General features: G+C 61.1%; 19 protein-coding genes. 7 read left to right on the top strand and 12 right to left on the bottom strand.

The features are described 5' to 3' along the window. Window positions 1-1,179, top strand: a complete 1,179-nt coding sequence (locus D3F01_RS05195; protein ID WP_242886485.1) for a hypothetical protein — start codon at window positions 1-3, stop codon at window positions 1,177-1,179. A gap of 82 nt (window positions 1,180-1,261) precedes the next feature. On the opposite strand, the gene D3F01_RS05200 is transcribed toward D3F01_RS05195, so the two are convergent. The 12 genes from D3F01_RS05200 to D3F01_RS05255 form a co-directional block, all read right to left on the bottom strand. Beyond that, the gene (locus D3F01_RS05200) at window positions 1,262-2,224 is read right to left on the bottom strand and encodes a WYL domain-containing protein (RefSeq protein WP_242886488.1); all 963 of its coding nucleotides are present in this window, start codon (window positions 2,222-2,224) and stop codon (window positions 1,262-1,264) included. A 103-nt stretch (window positions 2,225-2,327) separates the two neighbouring features. Beyond that, the gene (locus D3F01_RS05205; RefSeq protein ID WP_242886491.1) at window positions 2,328-3,188 is read right to left on the bottom strand and encodes a prephenate dehydrogenase; all 861 of its coding nucleotides are present in this window, start codon (window positions 3,186-3,188) and stop codon (window positions 2,328-2,330) included. Further along, entirely contained in the window at window positions 3,178-4,452 is a 1,275-nt protein-coding gene (gene aroA / locus D3F01_RS05210; RefSeq protein ID WP_242886494.1) for a 3-phosphoshikimate 1-carboxyvinyltransferase, read from the bottom strand. The genes D3F01_RS05205 and aroA overlap by 11 nt, the downstream gene beginning before the upstream one ends. A gap of 174 nt (window positions 4,453-4,626) precedes the next feature. Continuing rightward, a complete protein-coding gene (gene aroF, locus D3F01_RS05215; RefSeq protein ID WP_005928429.1) occupies window positions 4,627-5,643 on the bottom strand; it encodes a 3-deoxy-7-phosphoheptulonate synthase in 1,017 nt (338 codons plus the stop codon). A gap of 121 nt (window positions 5,644-5,764) precedes the next feature. After that, window positions 5,765-6,229: a type II 3-dehydroquinate dehydratase gene (locus tag D3F01_RS05220; protein WP_005928431.1), complete on the bottom strand. Its 465-nt coding sequence runs from the start codon at window positions 6,227-6,229 to the stop codon at window positions 5,765-5,767. After that, a complete protein-coding gene (locus D3F01_RS05225) occupies window positions 6,210-7,472 on the bottom strand; it encodes a shikimate kinase (protein WP_242886497.1) in 1,263 nt (420 codons plus the stop codon). Before D3F01_RS05225 ends, D3F01_RS05220 begins: the two co-directional genes overlap by 20 nt. Then, on the bottom strand, window positions 7,473-8,615 hold the full coding sequence (gene aroC / locus D3F01_RS05230) for a chorismate synthase (RefSeq protein ID WP_242886500.1): 1,143 nt from the start codon (window positions 8,613-8,615) through the stop codon (window positions 7,473-7,475). It abuts the gene before it with no gap. A 3-nt stretch (window positions 8,616-8,618) separates the two neighbouring features. Continuing rightward, entirely contained in the window at window positions 8,619-9,662 is a 1,044-nt protein-coding gene (gene aroB, locus D3F01_RS05235; protein ID WP_117505689.1) for a 3-dehydroquinate synthase, read from the bottom strand. Beyond that, a complete protein-coding gene (locus D3F01_RS05240; protein WP_117535434.1) occupies window positions 9,659-10,729 on the bottom strand; it encodes a chorismate mutase in 1,071 nt (356 codons plus the stop codon). Before D3F01_RS05240 ends, aroB begins: the two co-directional genes overlap by 4 nt. Before the next feature lie 158 nt (window positions 10,730-10,887). Next, window positions 10,888-11,049: a hypothetical protein gene (locus D3F01_RS05245; RefSeq protein WP_173016467.1), complete on the bottom strand. Its 162-nt coding sequence runs from the start codon at window positions 11,047-11,049 to the stop codon at window positions 10,888-10,890. A 4-nt stretch (window positions 11,050-11,053) separates the two neighbouring features. Continuing rightward, window positions 11,054-11,818: a hypothetical protein gene (locus D3F01_RS05250; RefSeq protein WP_242886502.1), complete on the bottom strand. Its 765-nt coding sequence runs from the start codon at window positions 11,816-11,818 to the stop codon at window positions 11,054-11,056. An 8-nt stretch (window positions 11,819-11,826) separates the two neighbouring features. Then, window positions 11,827-12,549 carry a lysophospholipid acyltransferase family protein gene (locus D3F01_RS05255; RefSeq protein ID WP_117534581.1) on the bottom strand — a complete coding sequence of 241 codons (723 nt, stop codon included), beginning with the start codon at window positions 12,547-12,549 and terminating at the stop codon, window positions 11,827-11,829. A 195-nt stretch (window positions 12,550-12,744) separates the two neighbouring features. Between D3F01_RS05255 and D3F01_RS05260 the strand changes: the two genes are divergently transcribed. From D3F01_RS05260 to D3F01_RS05285, 6 genes are all read left to right on the top strand, one after another. After that, window positions 12,745-13,581, top strand: coding sequence for a DUF624 domain-containing protein (locus tag D3F01_RS05260; protein ID WP_242886505.1), 837 nt, complete (start codon window positions 12,745-12,747; stop codon window positions 13,579-13,581). A 39-nt stretch (window positions 13,582-13,620) separates the two neighbouring features. Continuing rightward, on the top strand, window positions 13,621-14,994 hold the full coding sequence (locus tag D3F01_RS05265; protein ID WP_242886508.1) for a hypothetical protein: 1,374 nt from the start codon (window positions 13,621-13,623) through the stop codon (window positions 14,992-14,994). Between the two features lie 57 nt (window positions 14,995-15,051). Beyond that, window positions 15,052-15,660 carry a cytidylate kinase-like family protein gene (locus tag D3F01_RS05270; protein ID WP_097769755.1) on the top strand — a complete coding sequence of 203 codons (609 nt, stop codon included), beginning with the start codon at window positions 15,052-15,054 and terminating at the stop codon, window positions 15,658-15,660. Between the two features lie 151 nt (window positions 15,661-15,811). Then, window positions 15,812-17,206 carry an MATE family efflux transporter gene (locus tag D3F01_RS05275; RefSeq protein WP_242886510.1) on the top strand — a complete coding sequence of 465 codons (1,395 nt, stop codon included), beginning with the start codon at window positions 15,812-15,814 and terminating at the stop codon, window positions 17,204-17,206. A gap of 45 nt (window positions 17,207-17,251) precedes the next feature. Further along, window positions 17,252-17,953: a DUF308 domain-containing protein gene (locus D3F01_RS05280; RefSeq protein ID WP_097769757.1), complete on the top strand. Its 702-nt coding sequence runs from the start codon at window positions 17,252-17,254 to the stop codon at window positions 17,951-17,953. Window positions 17,954-18,114: 161 nt separating this feature from the next. Then, window positions 18,115-19,527 (top strand): FAD-dependent protein, encoded by a 1,413-nt coding sequence (locus D3F01_RS05285; RefSeq protein WP_005928470.1) that lies wholly within the window; start codon window positions 18,115-18,117, stop codon window positions 19,525-19,527. Window positions 19,528-19,620 lie beyond the last annotated feature (93 nt).

A 19,620-nucleotide genomic window follows, 5' to 3' on the forward strand; every position in this document is an offset into this window, starting at 1 on the left:
ATGAATACCAAAAACCTGCACCAGATTTTCGCAAACTATATTGACCGTTTTGAAGAGCTGAATGACCCGGAGCACAATGAAACATTCAAATGGTGGGCAGCAAAACAATTCCGGAAGCAAATGGATGCTGCCTTCAAACAGTCTGGACATAATTTTGCAGTAGCCTTAGATCATATCAAGGGTCACAAAAAAGAGGAACGTGTTGTAGAAACAATCATTGATGGGAAGATGCAGCCTTTTGGCGGATTGGTAAAAATTTCCCAGAAGAACGAAGAAGCAGCTAATTCTGTCAAGCGGCTGTTTCAGGATTTGTTCAAGGATGACTGCGGTGATTTGGAAAAGCGAGAAGAAAAAATCGCAGCATTTCTTGAGGACAGTGAAAAACTACGGCTGAAATATTTTCCGAACTATTACAGCTATAAACAGACGGCTCGTTCCGTTGCCGGATATCTGTTTCTCTATGAACCGGATAAATACTATATGTACAAAGCAAATGAGGCAAAGCTTTTTGCGGATTGCGTGGAGTACTATGGCGATTGGGGCACTGGCGACCAAATTAAACTGAAAGAATATTACCGGATGTGCGATGAACTTGTTGCAGAGATTAAGAACTGCAAAGAATTGATGTCCACGGATAAGAGCCGTTTTGATGGTCATTTCCAGTATATTCGTGATGATCTTGCTAATGATGAAGCAAAACACATACTTGCATATGATATCATCTATTGCACATCTGTGTATAACTTGTACAAAGGACTCACATTCAAAAATATCACATTCAAAGAGAAAAAACTATATCAGGAGCGTTTGAACAAGGCACTGGCACTGCAAGAAGAATATCAGAAAGCGGAAGAAGAGTATACTCTGCTGGATCAGGCAGTACAGCACTATGACGCAGTCTTTGTGCCCGGTACTGCTGTGGCAAATCTCAAGTATGGCCCTGGCAGAATCGTTGCCCGGAGGGATGCGGTTCTTGATGTTCAGTTTGAATCGCAACCGGATTTAATCAAATATGACTTCTGGCAAACTGTTACTGGGCATTATCTTAAATTTGAAGATTCGCTGGACAAAGAAACTGCTCAGCAATATGAGGATATTTTCCGCCGACATGACGGTATCAGCAGTGGACTGGTACGCCTTCAGAAAGAGCTTGAAGGATATCAGGACGTACTGGAATAATTAAAAGCAAGCTATACACAATAAAAGGTGCTGCCCCGTCAGATCAACCTGCGGGGCAGCACCTTTTTGTGTGTATGATTTTTTACTGATTTGCCTTTGCAATTCTGCTGCTCAGGTCAAACAGCCCCTGCCGCACTTCGGGCGGGGCAACCACTTCTATCTTGCCGCCAAAGCCGCAGACCCAGCCATAGAACTGGTCGCTGACGCAGATGGGGACATCAAAATGGAAGCAGCCATTCTCCTCGGGTAAAAACATTGGCGTTGCGCCAAAGCGCTCCCGCATGGCACCTTCCAGATCCGCGGTGCACCGCAGGGTAACGCGATGCTCCGGCCCGCCGTACATTCCAAAGTGCTTGCGCAGATAAGCAGGCAGGTCAAGATCCGCAAACTGCTCCTGACCCCGCCGGGGCGCATCCAGCACCCGGACCCCGCTCATCTTGTCCACCCGATAATGGCGGATGCCCTTTTCATCGGCAAAGGCAATGAGGTAGTAGCACCCGTTCTCCCAGGCCAGCTGCCACGGGCTGACGGTCTTTTTCTCTTTCTCGCGGCTGTCGGCTTTTCTGTAGAGGAACTCCACCATTTTACCGTTGTTGATGGCCTCGTGCAGGGCATCGATGCTGTACAGCAGGCTCTTGCTGTCGGTCTTGGGGCGGCCCTCCACATAGACCTGACGCTGCAGCTGGCTGCCCTCGTAGTTGGAGCAGAGCTTTTCCAGCTTGTGGATCAGCCGCCTGCTCGTGGTGCCGGATACCACCCGGCTTGCCTGCACGGCATCCACCAGCAGCTTGAGCTCCGCCAGATCAAAGGTGCGGCTGGCAAGGAAATACCCGCCGCCCCGGCCTCGGCGCAGCTTGATGTCATAGCCCAGCGCACCCAGTGCCTCAATATCGCTGTACACGCTCTTGCGCTCACAGCGGATGCCCTGCGCCTCCAGCAGCTCCACCAGCTGCGGCACGTTCAGCAGGTGGTTTTCATCGGTCTGCTGCTCAAAAATGCGCAATAGCGCCAGCAGCTTGGATTTCTGGCCTTCCTGTTTGGGCATTCGGTACACCTCATTTTTTCGTGTTGTGCCAAACCTCTCAGTCTCGCTTCCAGCTCCCCAGCAGGGGAGCTGGGAAAAACAGCAGTGCTGTGTGCTGAAAAGGTTACGGCGCTTTCTTATCAAACGCCGCGCGGCGCTGGGTGGACAGGCGGAACATCTCCTCCAGCTTTTCCCGGTCATCGGCCACAAGGGCGTTGCGCATCTCGTTCAGCGCCCCGCTGAACTGGTCGATCTCGGAGATGAGGTTTTCCTTGTTCCAGAGGAACAGCTCCGCCCACATCTTATCGTTGATGCGTGCAATGCGGGTCAGGTCCCGGAAGGAATCTCCGGTGTACTCGCACAGCGAGGTATTGTCGTTGGCGCACATCAGGCTGACGGCGATGGCATGGCAGAGCTGGCTGACATAGCCGATCATCCTGTCATGCTCCTGCACAGTCAGGGTGCAGATATGCTTGAAGCCCAGCACCTCAGCCAGCTCCCTGGCCCACTGAACGGCCTCCGGGGTGTTCCTGTCCGTGGGGGTCACAATGAAGTTGGCCGGGGCAAAATTCACCTCGGCGGCGTGCTCCACGCTGGAGGTCTCACGGCCCGCCATGGGGTGGCTGGCAATGAACTCCACGCCCGGCCTGCACATGGCCTGAATGGGCTCCACCAGACCAGTCTTTACGCCCGACACATCGGTAAAGATGCAGCCCTCCTTCAGCAGGTTGCCGTAGGTCCGGAACCACTCGAGCAGGGCCGTGGGGTACAAGCCAAAGATGATATGATCGGCCTGACGCACCAGATCCTCAAAATCGTGGGTCTTGCCGCTGGCGATATAGCCGTGGTCGAGGGCATACTGCAGATGGCCCTCGCTGCGGTTGATGCCGTCCACATGGAACCCGGCCCTGCTCAGCTCCAAGGCGTACTTGCCGCCCAGCAGGCCCAGGCCCACAATGAGATAACGCTTTGATTTATCCAACATGTTCCACCTCCGCGCCCAAAGGCTTGATGGCTTCCAGAAAATCCGGCCAGCTCTTGGCGATGGCCTCGGCCCCGCTGATGGGCAGGGCCAGCCCGGCGGCCAGCGCCAGCACCGCAAGGCTCATCACCACGCGGTGGTCGTTGTGGCCGGAAAGCGGCCGCTCCGGGGCATGGAGCGCTCCGGCACCCCCATGGATGGTAATGGTGCCGCCCTCGCTCTCCAGCTGCCCGCCGCAGGCCCGCAGCTCGGTCTCCATGGCCTCGATGCGGTCACTCTCCTTGATGCGGAGACGCTCGGCGTTGCGGATGACCGTGGTGCCCTCACACAGCAGGCCCAGCACCATCAGCACGGGGCCCAGGTCGGGGCAGTCGGCAAGGTCGATGTCCGTTCCGTGGAGCGGGGCCTTTTCAAACACCACGCCCTGCCCAGTGCGGGTGAATCTTGCGCCGCACCGCCGGAGGATCTCCAGAATGGCCGCATCGCCCTGCAAGGTCTCCTCAGACAGGCCGGTGATGGCCACACCGCCGGTCACAGCGCCCAGCACGGCAGGAAAGGCCGCCTGGCTGTAATCGCCCTCCACGGTGTAATCACCGGGAAGATAGTGCTGCCCGCCGGGAATTTCCAGCGTGTTTTCATCCAGCCAGCGGCTCTCCACGCCAAAGGCGTGCTGCACCGCGCGGGTCATATCGATGTAGCTCCGGCTCTCCACAGGCGGGATGAGGTGCAGGGTGCTGGTGCCGCCCAGCAGGGGCAGGGCAAACAGCAGCCCGCTGATGAACTGGCTGGACACGTTGCCCGCCAGCTCGTATTCGCCCGGGGTCAGGGCACCTTCCACAGTCAGGCGGTCCGCGCCCTGCTCAAAGCGCAGGCCCTGCTGCTGATACAGCGTTTTGTAGACCGACTGGGGCCGCTCCATCAGCCGCCCACGGCCTGTAAAAGTCACTTCCTGCCCGGTCAGGCTGGCCAGCGGGATGAGGAAGCGCAGGGTGCTGCCGCTCTCACAGCAGTCCACGGGGGCATCAACCGGCAGAAAGCGGCCCAGCCCCTCCACCACTGCGTCGTTTTCACCGGTGGTGACACGGGCGCACAGTCGGCCCGCCGCGCCCAGCGTGGCGGAGATATCCTTGCTGAAAGCAAGATGATGGAGATGGGAGGTTCCCTTTGCCAGCGCCGCGCAGAGCACCGCCCGGTGAGCCATGCTTTTGCTGGGCGGCGCGGCGATGTTGCCGCCCACCGTCCGGCTTGATTTTATCGTAATGTTCATCGTGTTACTTTACCTGGCTCGCCCTCTCCGTCAGCGCTTTGCGCTGCCACCTCTCCCAAAGAGCGAGGCCTTGGCAGTCCACCGCAAGGTCTGTGGTTTCGCCAGAGGCTCTCCCTTTGGGAGAGCTGGCAAAGCCGTCAGGCTTTGACTGAGAGGGTGAGGCCGTTCATCGTGTTACATATCCCGGCCAATGGCCCATGCGACCTGACGGCACTTTGCCATGGCCTGTGCAAAGGCATCCGGGGTCAGGCACTGTGCGCCATCGCTCCATGCGTGGCGGGGATCATAGTGGACTTCCACCTCCAGACCGTCGGCACCGGCGGCCACAGCGGCGATCATCATCGGCTCGACCAGATTGGCCTTGCCGGTGGCGTGGCTGGGGTCCACAATGATGGGCAGATGGGTCTTTTCGTGGATGATGGGCACAGCGGAGAGGTCGAGGGTGTTGCGGGTGTACTTCTCAAAGGTGCGGATGCCCCGCTCGCAGAGAATGACCTGCTCGTTGCCGCCGGCCATGATATACTCTGCGGACATGATCCACTCCTCGATGGTGTTGCACAGGCCGCGCTTGAGCAGAACAGGCTTGTGCATCTTACCCACGGCCTTGAGCAGCTGGAAATTCTGCATGTTGCGGGCACCGATCTGTACCACGTCCACATATTCCTCAAACTCCGGGATCCGGTCCTCGCTCATCAGCTCGGACACGATGGGCATTCCGGTGGCCTCCCGTGCCTTGACCATATCGAGGATACCCTCGGTCTCCAGACCCTGGAAGGAGTAGGGAGAGGTGCGGGGCTTATAAGCGCCGCCGCGGAACAGGCTTGCACCGCCCGCCTTTACGCCGTTGGCAATGCGCAGTGCCTGCTCTTCCCCCTCGATGCTGCAGGGGCCTGCCATCACGGCGATCTTCTCGCCCCTGCCGATCTTCACGCCGCCGCAGTCGATGATGGAATCGGCGGGGTGGAACAGGCGGTTGGCCCGCTTATAGGGGGCGGACACGCGGGTGACGTTGTCGATCCAGGGGTTGGCCAGCACGTCGCGCTCATCGATCTTGGTGGTATCGCCCACCAGACCGAACACATTGTAATCCTTGCCGGTGATCAGGGTCACATCCAGGCCCTGCTTCTCGAATTTGTCTACGATCTTTTCCAGCTCTTCCTTGGGGGTACCTTTTTTGGTCGAAATGATCATCTTGTTTCTTTTCCCTTCTGTTTTGTCTCTATGCTTTCCGTTTTGCTGCACAGCCTGCCCTACTTGCCAAGGGCTCCCCCTTCGGGGGAGCTGGCGAGCGAATGCGAGACTGAGAGGGTTGTTACTGCACCAGGTGCGTCTGCGCGCCGCCATCCAGCCGGAGCAGCTGCACAAGGTAGGCGCAGGCATGGAGATATCCGCTGACCCCCTCGCCTGCAAAGCGTCCCTGACAGCCAAAGGAGACCACGTCCACGCTGCGGAAGGGCTCCTTGCCGCTGGGGTCGGCCAGCATCACTTCCACGGCGGGCACGCCGCACACCTGCAGCGCTTCCAGAATGGCCACGCTGTAATAGGCGTAGCCGCCCGGGTTGAGGATGATGCCATCAGCCCGGCCTGCCGCCGACTGGATCTCATCGATGAGGTCGCCCTCGTGGTTGGACTGAAAAAAGTCCACCTGAACATCCATCTGGGCACAGCCCGCCTCGATATAATCCAGCAGTGTATTGAAATCGATCTGCCCCTCCATGCCCGGCTCCGTGAACTGGGTCAGGTTGAGGTTGGGACCGTTAATGACTAAAAATTTCATCCAGCGCCTCCATTGCCGCCGTCACGGCATCCGCAGGGGTGGTCTTGTTGGGGATCACAGCATCCGCTGCCGCCAGATAGAGCGGACGGCGCTGGGCTTCCATGGTTTTCAGGGCCTCAGGGCTGGTGGAAAGGGGTCTGCCGCCGCCCACCAGCAGATCTTCCAGCGGCCGGTCGATAAAGAGCACGATGCCGTTGGCGTGGAGCGCCCGGAGGTTTGCCGGGTCTTTGACCACGCCGCCGCCGCAGGAGATGACCTGCCGGTTCTCCCTGGCAAAGCGGGCGGTCTGCGCGGCCTCCAGCTTCCGGAAGCCTGCCTCCCCCTCAGCGGCAAAGATGTCCGGGATGCTCCGGCCGTCGGCCTTGACGATCTCCTCGTCCAGATCCACGAACCGCTTGCCCAGCCGTTCCGCCAGAGCTCGGCCCAGGGTGGATTTGCCCGAGGAGGGCATCCCGATGAGGGCAATGTTCAGCTGTTCCCGCCGCAGCTCGCTGGTCACACGGGCGATCTCGGCACCGGCATCCTCAAACTTGCGGTCGAGGAAAAATTCTGCCGCGTACACTGCCTGCGCCACCAGCATTTCCAGGCCGCCGACGGCAATGGGCACCCCCAGCTCCTCGGCCCGGAGGATGAGCTCGGTCTTATCGGGATTATAGATGACATCGATCACGGCTTCCAGCCCGGGCATGGAGGTGATATCCAGGGCGCTCACGCCCACATTGGGGTACATGCCCACCGGCGTGGTGTTGATGATGATCTGCGCCCCGGTGGTCAGGGCCTGAGCATAAGTCAGCTCTCCCTTTTCGGGGTCGGGATGGCGGCTGACGGTATAGATCTGTTTCGCGCCCCGGTCATGGGCCACGGCCCAGGTGGTGTTGTGGGTGCCGCCGGTGCCCAGAATGAGCACGGTCCTGTCCCTGAACTCCACCCCGTGTGCATCGCACAGGTAGGAGAAGCCGGGGTAATCGGTGTTGTAGCCGTAGAGCAGGCCGTTCCTGTTGACGATGGTGTTCACGGCGTTGATGGCCCTGGCGTGGGGGTCGATGTAGGAGCAGTACTCCATGACCACCAGCTTATAGGGGATGGTAACATTGATGGCCCTGAACTGCCGCCGGGTCATAAAGGCCCGGACTTCCTCTTCCGTGGGCAGGGGGCACAGGTCGTACCGGTAGCCGCAGAGCATCTCGTGGATGACCTTGGAGTAGGAGTGGCCCAGCCGCCCGCCGATGAGTCCGTATTCCATTTACAGCACCTCCTTGCGGTAGCCGGTGGGGTCCTCCATCCAGGCCATGCCGTATTTTGCGGTGAGCAGGTCGCCCACGGCCAGCGCGGCGGCGCAGGTCTGCACAATGGCGGCCCGGGGCACGATGCAGGGGTCGTGGCGGCCCTGAATGGACAGCTCCGCGTCCTTCTTTGCGATATAGTCCACCGTGTCCTGCGTTTTGTAGATGCTGGGGGTGGGCTTGACCGCCGTGCGGAACACCACGGGCATCCCGTTGGAGATGCCGCCGTTCAGGCCCGCATTGTGGTTGGTGGCGGTGACGATGCGCTCCCCCTGCATCCGGAAGGCATCGTTGGCCTCCGAGCCCTTCTGGTCCGCAAAGCCGAAGCCGGAGCCGAACTCGATGCCCTTGACCGCCGGGATGGAGAAGGCCAGGTGAGCGAGCTTGCTCTCCACACTGTCGAAATAGGGTTCGCCCACGCCTGCGGGCAGGCCCAGAATGGCGGTCTCCAGCACGCCGCCCACGCTGTCGCCCTCGGCACCGGCGGCACGGATGGCGGCCTTCATGGGTTCTTCCACACTGCCGTCCAGCAGGGCAAAGCCCTCGGACTGATTCAGCAGTGCCTCGGCCTGCGCCGCCAGCGCGGCGGGATCGTCCAGCGCAAAGGGGGCATCGCCGATCCCGGCACACCGCCCGATGTGCGTCACGATCTCGATCCCGGCCCGGTTCAGGGCTCCCAGCACCAGAGCGCCGCCCGCCACCAGTGCGGCGGTGACGCGGCCCGAAAAGTGGCCGCCGCCCCGGGCATCCTGATAGCCGTGGTACTTGGCGTAGGCGGTGTAATCCGCATGGCCGGGCCGCAGCAGGTCAGCTGTTTTGGCATAGTCGCCGCTGCGGGTGTTCTGGTTTTCGATCATCAGGGCAATGGCGGTGCCGGTGGTGCGGCCGTTGACCACGCCGGACAAGAACTGCACCGCATCCCCCTCCACACGGGGGGTGGAAAGGCCGTCGCCCCGGGCACGGCGCTTGTCCATGCAGGCAGCAAGAAAGGCTTCCTCCACGGGCACGCCCGCCGCCATGCCGTCCAGCACCGCGCCGACAGCCCTGCCGTGGCTCTCGCCAAAAATGGTCAGCGAAAGGTCGCTGCCAAAGGTGTTTTTCATGGCTTACTCCTCCACACCCAGCAGGGGGCGCAGGCCCTCCACGGGGATGGTCTCGGCCCGCCAGCAGCCCAGACCCGGCACCTTGATCACCGTGATCTGGCCGCCCTGGGCCTTTTTATCGTGCAGCATCTCGGCCAGCACCTTTTCCTTGTTATAGGTGGTGCGGGTGGGCAGGCCGATGCGGCGGTAGACCGCCCGCACCCGCTTCTGCAGCGCCTTGGATTCGATCATGGGCAGCATCCCCAACGCCACGCACTCGCCGTGGAACAGGCCCACGGTGCGGCGGCCCTTGATGCCCTTGACGGCCTCGATGCCGTGGCCGATGGTGTGGCCGAAGTTCAGGGCCTTGCGCATCCCGCGCTCGGTCTCATCCTGCTCCACAACGTTCTTCTTGAACCGCAGGCTGCGGTAGATGATCTCGCTGATCTGGGTGTCGATATCGCCCTTTTCAAAGATGGCGAACAGCTCGGGGTCCGCCAGCAGGCCCGCCTTGACCGCCTCCGCCAGGCCGTTGATGTAGTGGCGGCGGGGCAGGGTGGAAAGGGTGGCCGGGTCCACGATGACCAGCTTGGGCTGCCAGAACGCGCCCACGATGTTCTTGGTATCCCCCAGATCCACAGCGGTCTTGCCGCCGATGGAGGAATCGATCATGGAAAGGGTGGTGGTGGGGCAGTTGATAAAATCGATGCCCCGCATGTAGATGGCAGCGGCAAATCCGGCCAGATCCCCGACCACGCCGCCGCCCACGGCCACCACCAGGTCGCCGCGGCCCATGTTGAACTCCAGCATCTGCCGGAGCACCGTTTCCAGAACCTTGAAGCTCTTGCTGGCCTCTCCCTGCGGCACCGTGATGATGGTGGATTCCCGGCACTGGTCGGCCACGCGCTGGGCATACTCGGCAGGCACACCGCTGTCGGTGACAACGGCCACCTTGCGGTCCAGCCGGGCAAACTGGTACAGGTTTTCCAGTGCACCGTTTTTCAGGATGATATCATAACTGCGCTCGCCCAGATTCATGGTGAGCTTTGTCCCGATGAAATCGCTCATTTCGTATACACTCCTAACAGCCGTACCGTGCGGCAGACATGATTCAGCTCGCGCAGCAGCGCGGCGGTCTTTTCGGCGGCGGGGTCTCCCACCAGCTCGACATAAAAATAATAATCAAAGGGGACGTGGGGCAGCGGGCGGCTCTTGATGGACTCCATATCGTAGCCGCTGGCACCGATGACCTGAATGACCTCGGCCAGCTTGCCGGGCTTGTTGTCCAGTGTGAACAGCAGGGAGAACCGGTTGCCCGCCGTGGGCTTTTCGCGGCTGAGGACGATGAAGCGGGTGGTGTTGTCGCCGTCGGTGTTGATGCTGGGCACCAGCACCTCCAGCCCGTACAGGGCGGCAGTCTCCACGCTGGCAATGGCCGCCCTGGTCCGGTCGCCGCTCTCCGCCACAAACTTTGCCGCCATGGCCGTGTTGGGCATGGCCGTGGCGGGCAGGCCGAACTGCTTCAGGAAGGTCTCGCTCTGGGCAATGGCCTGCTGGTGGCTGTACACACGGGTCAGGTCGGAAAGCTGGGTGCCGGGCAGCACCAGCAGGTTCTGGGAGATGGGCAGGTCGTAGACATCCACCACCCACAGCCCGGGGTGGTTGTAACACAGGTCCAGCACCGCCGACACATCCCCCGCGTGGCTGTTCTCAAAGGGCACCACGCCGTGGGCGGCATCGCCCTTCTCCACGGCATCGAACACCTCATCCCAGGTGGGGCAGCTCACGGCCTCGGCATGGGGAAAGAGCGCCCGGAGCGCGATGTGGGCAAAGGCACCCTCCACGCCCTGATAGGCGGCGCGGTTGCGGCCCAGCACCTCAGCCTCGTACTGCTTGGCCACGTCCATCATGTTCTGCACATGATCCCGGTAATAGGGGCGCAGGGCCGGGTCCCCGATCCGTGCTTCGGCCTTGTCCAGCACCACCTTTTCGCGGGCGGCATCAAAGATGGGCAGGCCGTGGGCCTTTTTGTATTCCGCCACGCTGAGCACCGCCTTCATCCGCCGCTCAAACAGGGCAGCCAGCTGGGCATCCACCGTGTCGATCTCCCGGCGGGCCTGTTCCAGTGCGTCCATCATTCCACATCCTTTGCATTTCGTGATACTGGATTAGTATACCATAACTCGGACACGGAAACAACAAAGGGCGCGCGGTTTCAGGGTGGATAACTTTTCAACTAGCACCTGCAAAAAGCGAATAGAATTGAAGAGGTGCCGCCCGTGGCAGCACCTCTTCAGCGTTTCAGATCTTCCCGGCTCCGCGCCGTTCCATAGTATCTCCCATAGGGGTTTTCCAGCTCAGCGGCACGGGGCGGAACAGCCGCGGCAGGCGGCTCCGGCGCGGGGGCCGGGCGGCGGGGCGCGCCTTTTTCCCGGCGCAGGAGGCGAAACCTCATCGGCTCACCCCTCCGCTTCCACGGTGGAGACTGCCCCGGCGGTCAGTGCCTGCCAGAGCTCCTCGCCGCCCGCAAGGTTCTCCTCGGTGCCGGTGTTCCAGGCCCCGCGCATCCCGACATAGAAATCCGCGAGATAGGTCTGGCTGTCGCCGCCCTGGGCGTGGGTGGTGTCGGCCCGGTACTCGCCCAGGTCCAGCCCGGCCAGCACCGGGCAGTCCGTCCAGCGGTAGACCATGTTCCACCAGTCGCTGTCGCTTCCGGCCTCGGGCAGGGTGCCGTCCAGATACCGCAGGGAGCCGGTGCTCTCCTGAAAGCCTGCCGGGTCATACAGCAGGAACACCGAGCTCAGGCCGCCCGCCACATCCGTGGCCAGCTTGGTGGTGCCCGCCATGGTCAGGTAGGCATCGCTCTCGGTCTGGGTATCCCCGGCAGAATAATCCAGCGTGTAGACATTCAGGGTCACGACCGTTTTGCCGTCACCGTTCAGGTCCTCGCCGTACTGGGCCAGCTGCTCCTGCAGGGCGGTCACGGTGTCATCCGGCAGGTAGCAGGGGGCCACCACCGCCACATTATAATCGGGCTTGGTGGTAAAGAAATACTGCCCGATGAAGCTGTATGCCACAAAAGCCGCCGCAATGCCGATCAGGAGGACCCACTTGAGGTTATAATCCCACCAGTTGGCCCAGCGCTCTTTGCGGGTATACTGTTTTTCCGCCCGCGGGGCAAGGTCTGCGGGGTCGATGTCCCGCTCGTAACGATAGCTTGCCATAGTTCTCCTCACAGTTGGGCCAGAATGGTCTGGCGCACGGCATCGGGCAGCTGCTTCTGTTCAGCCTTGCTCATGCCTGCGGTCTGGATGGCGGGCAGGATGCGCACCCGGATATCGCCGGGTGTGGCCCGCAGGCCGTGGCCCTCAAACAGGCCCCGCGCACCGGAGATGGCCACCGGCACCACGGGCACCCCCGTCTTGATGGCAATGCGGAAGGCACCGGCCTTGAACTCGCCCGCGCCGCCCTCTTCGCCCTTGTAGCGGGTACCCTCAGGGAAGATGACGAAGCTCCGGCCGCTCTCCACGATGGCGGTGGCATCGTTCAGGGCCTTGACGGAAGCGCGGATGTCATCCCGCTTGACGAACACACAGCCCAGCAGCTTCATCCAGCGGTTGAGCAGGGGGATCTTTTCCAGCTCCTCCTTTGCCAGAATGCCGTGGGGCGCGTCCAGCGCGGTCAGCAGGATGGGGATATCATAGTAGCTGCGGTGGTTGCCCACGAACACGCAGGGCCCCGCCGGGATATTCTCCCGCCCTTCCACCGTCATCCGGGCCCCCGTGACATGCAGGATGCCCCGGCTCCAGCGGGGGATGTTGGCCTTGACGATCTGCTCCACCGTATCCAGATCCCCAGCAGCCAGGGCACGCTCGGCCCGGCGCAGGGTGGCATAGTGCACGATCATATAGCCAAACAGATAAACGAATAACGCAATGGTGCGTAAAATGCTCAAATTCCTTTCCTCCTTCCGGCCCAAAAGGCCAGTATCATTGTAACATACTTTGGGGCAAAATGGGAGAGAACACACTTTTTTTACAAATACGTGCTTTTTAGCTTGCAAAATCCACAAAATCCGGGTATATTTATAAGCAGAAAGGTAGCACAATGGCATTGCTGCCCATTACAAAAGAGAGGTATTCCGGAACAAATGGGTTTATTTCCTTCTTCTAAAGATTTCAAGGACGGGCCGGGCGTTGAAAAGGACACGCCCCGCAAAACGGGCATAGGCCGCTTTTTTGAGCTGGTGGGCCGCGATATGAGCGGCATGTTCCTTGCAAACCTGCTCACCTGCATCGGCTTTCTGCCGGTGATCTGCCTGGTGTACATCGGCTTCCTGATGAACAACCTGACCGTGATGATCGTCAGCGCCATTGCGGGTGGCATCCTTGCAGGCCCCGCGCTGGCCGGCATGTACGACACGGTGCTGCGTGCCCTGCGTGACGAGGCCGGTTACTGGTGGACGACCTACCGCCGGGCCTTCCGGCAGAACTTCAAGGCCAGCATCCTGCCCGGCATCCTGCACTGCGTGGTCGTCACGGTGCAGATCTTCCTGGTCTATTTCTGCTTCAACATGCTGTACCACGGCACCAACGTGGGCGTTCCCATGTGGGTGGCCACGGTGCTGAACCTTGTGCTGTTCCACATGCTGTTTTCCTACATGTGGCCCCAGATCGTGCTGCTGGATCAGCCCCTGCGCCTGACATTGAAAAACAGCCTGAACTGCATGATCGCGTTCCTGCCCCACGCGCTGGCCGCGGCGCTGGTCACCATCCTGTTCTGGGGCCTGGTGATCCTGTGCATGCCGCTGGGCCTGCTGCTGATGCTGGTGTTCGGCTTCTGGTTCCAGTGCGAGATCTGCTGCCAGATCGTCTACGGCGACCTGAACCGGGTGTTCCACATTGAGGAGAGCATCCAGAAGCTCCACGATGCCCAGCTGGAAAAAGAGCTGCGCGCCGAGCGCGGCCAGGACACCCCCGAAGAATAACACTGCGCCGTCCACAGCGCGCAAAGGAGAGAAGTGCGGATGGAACAACGGAACAATCTGGTGCTGCACGGCACCGAGACCTTCTCCCGGGGCGCACTGGACAATGTGGCGCTGGAAAGCGGCGCGGTGGTGCTGGATTCCTCCGCCGGCCGCTACCTGCCCTACGGCAGCTATACCACCCCGGAGTTCGCCATGCCGGCCTTCTGCAACCTGAATGTCAGCTGGAACGCCAGCGCCCCCCACAACACCATGGTCGAGGTGCGCTGCCGGGTCTATGCCGGGAACACCTGGACTGGCTGGCTCAGCTTTGGCAAGTGGGCACCGGATTACCCCCGCTGCAGCATCAAAGCCCAGAGCGACGACGGGCTGGTGTTCCTGATGGGGGACACCGTCACCGTTGCCACGCCGGGCGGCGGCACCGGCATCCAGCTGCAGGTGAACCTTTCCACCAACGATGACAAGGCAACCCCGGCTGTCCGGCTGCTGGCCGCCGCTGTGCGCCCCCTTGCCTGGGAGAAGCACAACGGCCACCCGCTGAACCGGCGGCTCTACCTGCCGGAATACTGCCTGAGCGCCCACGACCCCAGCTTTGGCCGGGAGATGGACCTGCCCCTTGTGATGGCGGCCCTGATGAACCGCTACGGCGAGGATATCCTGCCCGAGGAAGTTGCCTACGCCATGGAGGACAAAGCCACCAGCTCCACCGGCAATGCCGCCTTTGCGGCTGCGGCGGCGGGCTGCTGCGGCTACCCCTGCTGGCAGGCCTGGATGGATCTGGCCGACCTGCGCGCCCAGATCCACGATGACTGCTCCATCGCAGTCCGGGTGGAGCGCCGCGTCCGGGGCCAGCGTGACCCCGTGGGGGTCTGGATGGGCCTGCGGGGCTTCGGGCACGATGATGCCGTTCTGGCGGATTTCGTGCTGCTGAACGACCCCACTGCCGACAGCGACGGTGCCGTGAACTGCACCATGGCGCTGGCGGATTTTATGCGATACTTCACGGGCCGGGCCATTGCCCTGCGGCCCAAGCAGCGGGAAGTGGCCGCCGACCTGCCCAACCGGGTGCGGTGCGACCTGACCCGCGCCGAGGATGACAGCTATTTCTTTGAGCAGCGGGGCCAGCAGGATCCGCTGCCGGAGGATTTTTCCGGCTGGGCGGCCTATGCTGTCCACGATGGTGTGGCCCACGCCACCACCGCCCACCGCACCTTCCGCCGGATGGAGCGCACGCCCGAGGGCGGGCTGCTCTTCCCGCCCGAACAGCTGGCCGCAGGCGGCCGCTGCAGCGTGTACGCGGTGGACCAGACCGGGCGGATGCGGGTGGCGGAAGTCCGTCTCCCCGCGCCCCCCAAGCCCGCGGCAGAGCCTGCCGCACCCCAACAGGACCCAAGCACCGTGCAGCCCGGCCTCTGAGCCGGCAGCGCAAAGCGCTTTTCGGGATAGAAACCACAACATAGGGAGGAACACATTATGGCAAAAACGATCATCACCATTGGACGTGAGTACTGCACCGGCGGCAACTATATCGCAGAAGATGTTGCAAACGCACTGGGCATCAAGCTCTACGACAAGGAGCTGATCACCATGGCCGCAAAGCATTCCGGCCTCTCGGAGGAAGCCGTAGCCGCCAGCGAAAAACGCCGCACCCACAGCCTGCTGTACAGCCTGTATACCATGGGCAACGAGCTCCCGCTGGGCGATCAGGTGTTCATCCTGCAGAGCCGCATCATCAAGCAGCTGGCCGAGGAAGGCCCCTGCGTCATTCTGGGCCGCTGCGGTGACTATGTGCTGCGGGAGCGCAAGGATGTGCTGCGCGTGTTCATCTACGCACCGGTGGAATGGCGGCGTGAGCTGGCCAAGACCGACCCGTTGGTCAAGGCACACGACGAGAAGGGCATCAAGGAAGAGATCGAAAAGACCGACCGCAACCGTGCTGCCTACTACAACTACTACACCCAGAACCGCTGGGGCGATGCCCACAACTACGATCTGGCCATCAACGCCGCCCTGGGCCGCGAGACCTGCGTCAAGATGATCCTGGACGCTGTCGCCGCCAAGGAAAAGACCATGGCTGAGTGATCCCCGCCGGGCCGGACGGCCCAAAAAACAATGCTGCTTCGTGGGCAGGGCGCATTTGTGCTCTGCCCACGTTTTGGGCAACGGCAACGACCGCCGCCAGCAGATGCAGGGAGGAGCCTTCCTCTATCATTCAACGTCAAAAGGAGAAATCGTGGAAAACAAACAGCTCAATCTTTCCGAACCCGAAAATATCATGGGCACCATGGATGTCAACCCGCTGCTGATCAAGCTCAGCATCCCGATGATGATCTCCATGCTGGTGCAGGCACTGTACAACGTGGTGGACTCGATCTTTGTCGCCCGTGTCAGTGAGAACGCTCTGACCGCCGTCTCTCTGGCCTTTTCGCTGCAGAACCTGATGTTCGCCGTGGGCATCGGCACCGGCGTGGGTGTCAACGCCCTGCTCTCCAAGAGCCTGGGCGAAAAGAACCAGTACCGCGCCAACAAGACCGCCGAGAACGGCCTGTTCCTGGCGCTGTGCAGCTACCTGGTCTTTCTGGTGCTGGGCCTGACCGCTGTGCGCCCCTACTTCTACGCCCAGACCGCCGATGCCGACATCGCCGAGCAGGGCATCCGCTACCTGACCATCTGCTGCGTGCTCAGCCTGGGCATGTTCATGCAGGTGATGAACGAGAAACTGCTGGCCGCTACCAGCCGCACCACCCTGAGCATGATCAGCCAGCTGGTGGGTGCCGTCGTCAACATCATCCTTGACCCCATCTTCATCTTCGGCTACTGCGGCGAGGCCCTGTCCGGCACCACCGGTGCAGCCTTGGCCACCGTCATCGGCCAGTTCTGCGGCGCAGGGGTCTCCTTTTACCTCAACCTCCGCAAGAACCCCGATATCCAGCTGGATTTCAAGGGCTTCCGCCCCAGCGCCGAAGCCATCAAGCGGATCTACGTTGTCGGCCTGCCCAGCATCGCCATGCAGTGCGTGGGCAGCGTGATGACCTTCCTGATGAACCAGATCCTGATGGCCTTTACCGCCACCGCCGTGGCCGTGTTCGGCGTTTACTTCAAGCTGCAGAGCTTCGTTTTCATGCCCATCTTCGGCATGAACAACGGCATGGTGCCCATCATCGGCTACAACTACGGTGCCCGCAAGCCCGACCGCGTCAAAAAGACCATCAAGTGCGCCATGTTCTATGCCGAGGCCATCATGCTGGTCGGCTTCCTGCTGTTCCAGTTCCTGCCCGACAAGCTGCTGGGCCTGTTCTCCGCCAGCGAGGCCATGCTGGCCATCGGCAAGCCCGCCCTGCGCATCATCTGCTTCCACTTCCTGCTGGCCGGCATGAGCATCATCCTGTCCTCCACCTTCCAGGCGCTGGGCAACGGCATGTTCAGCCTGATCATCTCGGTCTGCCGCCAGCTGGTGGTCCTGCTGCCCGCCGCCTGGCTGCTGAGTAAGACCGGCAATGTGAATATGGTGTGGTGGTCCTTCGTCATTGCAGAGCTGGCCAGCGTGAGCCTGAGCTTTATCTTCTTTGCCCGCCTGGACAAAAAGATCATCGAGCCCATGTACGACAACGCTGCCGCTGCACAGTAAACCGTTTCAAAACCTGTCCGACACAAGAAAGGAACGTGACCTTTTATGGCAAAGAAGTTGAAATGGAATCTGATCCTGATGAGCGTGCTCTACCTGGGGCTGGGCATCTTCCTGCTCATGCGTCCCTCCACCGCCCTCAACGTGGTCTGCTACGCCCTGGGCGGCGTGGTGCTGGTGTGCGCCGCCGTTCAGCTGGTGCGCTACTTTGCCGTGGAGCGCGGCATCTTCCAGAGCCAGCTCACCCTCATCTCGGGCATCATCTGCCTGGGCCTGGGCGCGTTCCTGATCCTCCGCAGCGACATCGTGGTGCGCATCCTGCCCATCGTGTTCGGCCTGTTCGTCATCTTCGACAGTCTGGGCCGCATCCAGAACGCTCTGGACCTGCGCCGCTGTGAGTACCCCAGCTGGAAGGGCTTCCTGCTGCTGCCGGTGCTCAGCGTGGTGCTGGGCGTGGTGATGATCCTGAACCCCTTCGGCACCATGGAGACGCTGGTCATGGCCATTGGCATCATCCTCATCATCGAGGGTGCCATCAACCTGCTCAGTGCCCTGTACACCGTGCTGGCCATCCGCCGCTTTTCCAAGCTCCACCCCGAGACCCAGTCCATGCTGGAATCCCTGACCGGTCAGGACCTGAACGGCGACGGCGTGATCGCCCCCGATATCGCTCCTGCCGATGTGGAAGCCTCCGCCGTGGAGCTGGATCATGTGGATGAGAGCGCGGAAGTGGAGCAGGAAGAGGATTAAACTCCCTCCGTCATCGCTGCGCGATGCCACCTCCCTCCATGAGGGAGGCTTTGGCCACCCCCATAAAGCTTCCCTCCGAGAAAAGGCTCCCTCTCCGAGGGAGCTGTCGCCGACAGGCGACTGAGGGAGTTTGTAACTAATAGTAAAGGATAAAACTAGAGATGGAAAAATACGATCTGATCATTGTGGGTGCCGGTCCGGCCGGCATCTTCACCGCCGTAGAGCTGCTGCGCCATGGCAGCAAGAAAAAGATCCTGCTGGTGGAAAAGGGCAAGCCGGTGGAAAAGCGCCACTGCCCCAAGGCCGAGCTGGGCCATTGCGTCAACTGCCGCCCCACCTGCGCCATCACCACCGGCTTCTCCGGTGCAGGCGCGTTCTCGGACGGCAAGCTGAGCCTCTCCTATGAGGTGGGCGGCGACCTGCCCAGCCTGATCGGCGAGGAGTTCGCACAGGAGCTCATCCATTACACCGATAAGATCTACCTGGAGTTCGGTGCCGACCCCCATGTGGAGGGCATCTACACCGGCGAGGACATCAAGGAGATCCGCAAGAACGCCATCCACGCCGGCCTGAAGCTGGTGGACTGCCCCATCCGTCATCTGGGCACCGAGAAGGCCCAGCAGCTGTATCTGGCCATCCAGAACTATCTGGCCGACAACGGCGTGGAGATGCTGTTCAGCACCGAGTGCGAGAACATCATCCTGGAGAACGAGGAGTGCAAGGGCGTGTTCATCAAGGGACCCAAGGACGAGGAAGCCCATGCCGTTTATGCCGATACTGTGGTCATCGGCACGGGCCGCCGCGGTGCCGACTGGCTGGAGAAGATCTGCGCCGAGCACCACATCGCCCACAAGCCCGGCACCGTTGACATCGGCGTGCGCGTGGAGTGCCGCAACGAGGTCATGGAAAAGGTGAACAAGGTGCTGTACGAGTCCAAACTCATCGGCTACCCCAAGCCCTGGAAGAACAAGGTGCGCACCTTCTGCCAGAACCCCGGCGGCTTTGTGGCGCAGGAGAACTACGACAACGACCTGGCCGTGGTCAATGGCCACAGCTTCAAGGAGAAGAAGAGCGAGAACACCAACCTGGCCATTCTGGTGTCCCACAACTTCACCGAACCCTTCAACCAGCCCATCGCCTACGCCCAGAAGGTGGGTGAGCTGACCAACATGCTGGGCGCGGGCCACATCCTGGTCCAGCGCTACGGCGACATTCTGGACGGCAAGCGCACCTGGCCCAAGGAGCTGGCGCAATCCAACGTCAAGCCCACCCTGAAGGATGCCGTAGCCGGTGATATCACCGCCGCCATGCCTTACCGCGCCATGACCAACATCATCGAGTTCATCAAGATGCTGGATATGGTCGTGCCCGGCTTTGCCGCCAACGAGACCCTGCTCTACAGCCCCGAGCTGAAGTTCTACTCCAACAAGGTCAAGATGGACGAGAACCTCGACACCAACATCCGGGGCCTGCACTGCCTGGGTGACTCTTCCGGCTGGACCCGCGGCCTGATGATGGCCTCCGTCATGGGCGTGCTCATGGGCCGGAAGCTGGCCGAAAAGGAAGGGTGCTGATCGCACCTTCCCGCCCCTCAAAACGTAAAAAGGACTGCTCCAGCGGAGCAGTCCTTTTTTCACTTTCGGCACCCTGCATGAAAAATTCGCAGG

Source organism: Faecalibacterium sp. BCRC 81149, from assembly GCF_022750605.1.
GTDB classification, from domain to species: Bacteria; Bacillota; Clostridia; order Oscillospirales; family Ruminococcaceae; genus Faecalibacterium; species Faecalibacterium duncaniae.

Excerpts from the sequence above, each read along its gene's own strand:
- D3F01_RS05285 (WP_005928470.1), top strand. The coding sequence starts at position 18,115 with ATGGAAAAATACGATCTGATCATTGTGGGTGCCGGTCCGGCCGGCATC.
- aroA (WP_242886494.1), bottom strand. The coding sequence starts at position 4,452 with ATGAACATTACGATAAAATCAAGCCGGACGGTGGGCGGCAACATCGCC.
- D3F01_RS05250 (WP_242886502.1), bottom strand. The coding sequence starts at position 11,818 with ATGGCAAGCTATCGTTACGAGCGGGACATCGACCCCGCAGACCTTGCC.
- aroB (WP_117505689.1), bottom strand. The coding sequence starts at position 9,662 with ATGAGCGATTTCATCGGGACAAAGCTCACCATGAATCTGGGCGAGCGC.
- D3F01_RS05265 (WP_242886508.1), top strand. The coding sequence starts at position 13,621 with ATGGAACAACGGAACAATCTGGTGCTGCACGGCACCGAGACCTTCTCC.
- D3F01_RS05225 (WP_242886497.1), bottom strand. The coding sequence starts at position 7,472 with ATGGAATACGGACTCATCGGCGGGCGGCTGGGCCACTCCTACTCCAAG.
- D3F01_RS05205 (WP_242886491.1), bottom strand. The coding sequence starts at position 3,188 with ATGTTGGATAAATCAAAGCGTTATCTCATTGTGGGCCTGGGCCTGCTG.
- D3F01_RS05200 (WP_242886488.1), bottom strand. The coding sequence starts at position 2,224 with ATGCCCAAACAGGAAGGCCAGAAATCCAAGCTGCTGGCGCTATTGCGC.
- D3F01_RS05260 (WP_242886505.1), top strand. The coding sequence starts at position 12,745 with ATGGGTTTATTTCCTTCTTCTAAAGATTTCAAGGACGGGCCGGGCGTT.
- D3F01_RS05280 (WP_097769757.1), top strand. The coding sequence starts at position 17,252 with ATGGCAAAGAAGTTGAAATGGAATCTGATCCTGATGAGCGTGCTCTAC.
- D3F01_RS05270 (WP_097769755.1), top strand. The coding sequence starts at position 15,052 with ATGGCAAAAACGATCATCACCATTGGACGTGAGTACTGCACCGGCGGC.
- D3F01_RS05220 (WP_005928431.1), bottom strand. The coding sequence starts at position 6,229 with ATGAAATTTTTAGTCATTAACGGTCCCAACCTCAACCTGACCCAGTTC.
- aroF (WP_005928429.1), bottom strand. The coding sequence starts at position 5,643 with ATGATCATTTCGACCAAAAAAGGTACCCCCAAGGAAGAGCTGGAAAAG.
- D3F01_RS05245 (WP_173016467.1), bottom strand. The coding sequence starts at position 11,049 with ATGAGGTTTCGCCTCCTGCGCCGGGAAAAAGGCGCGCCCCGCCGCCCG.
- aroC (WP_242886500.1), bottom strand. The coding sequence starts at position 8,615 with ATGAAAAACACCTTTGGCAGCGACCTTTCGCTGACCATTTTTGGCGAG.
- D3F01_RS05240 (WP_117535434.1), bottom strand. The coding sequence starts at position 10,729 with ATGGACGCACTGGAACAGGCCCGCCGGGAGATCGACACGGTGGATGCC.
- D3F01_RS05195 (WP_242886485.1), top strand. The coding sequence starts at position 1 with ATGAATACCAAAAACCTGCACCAGATTTTCGCAAACTATATTGACCGT.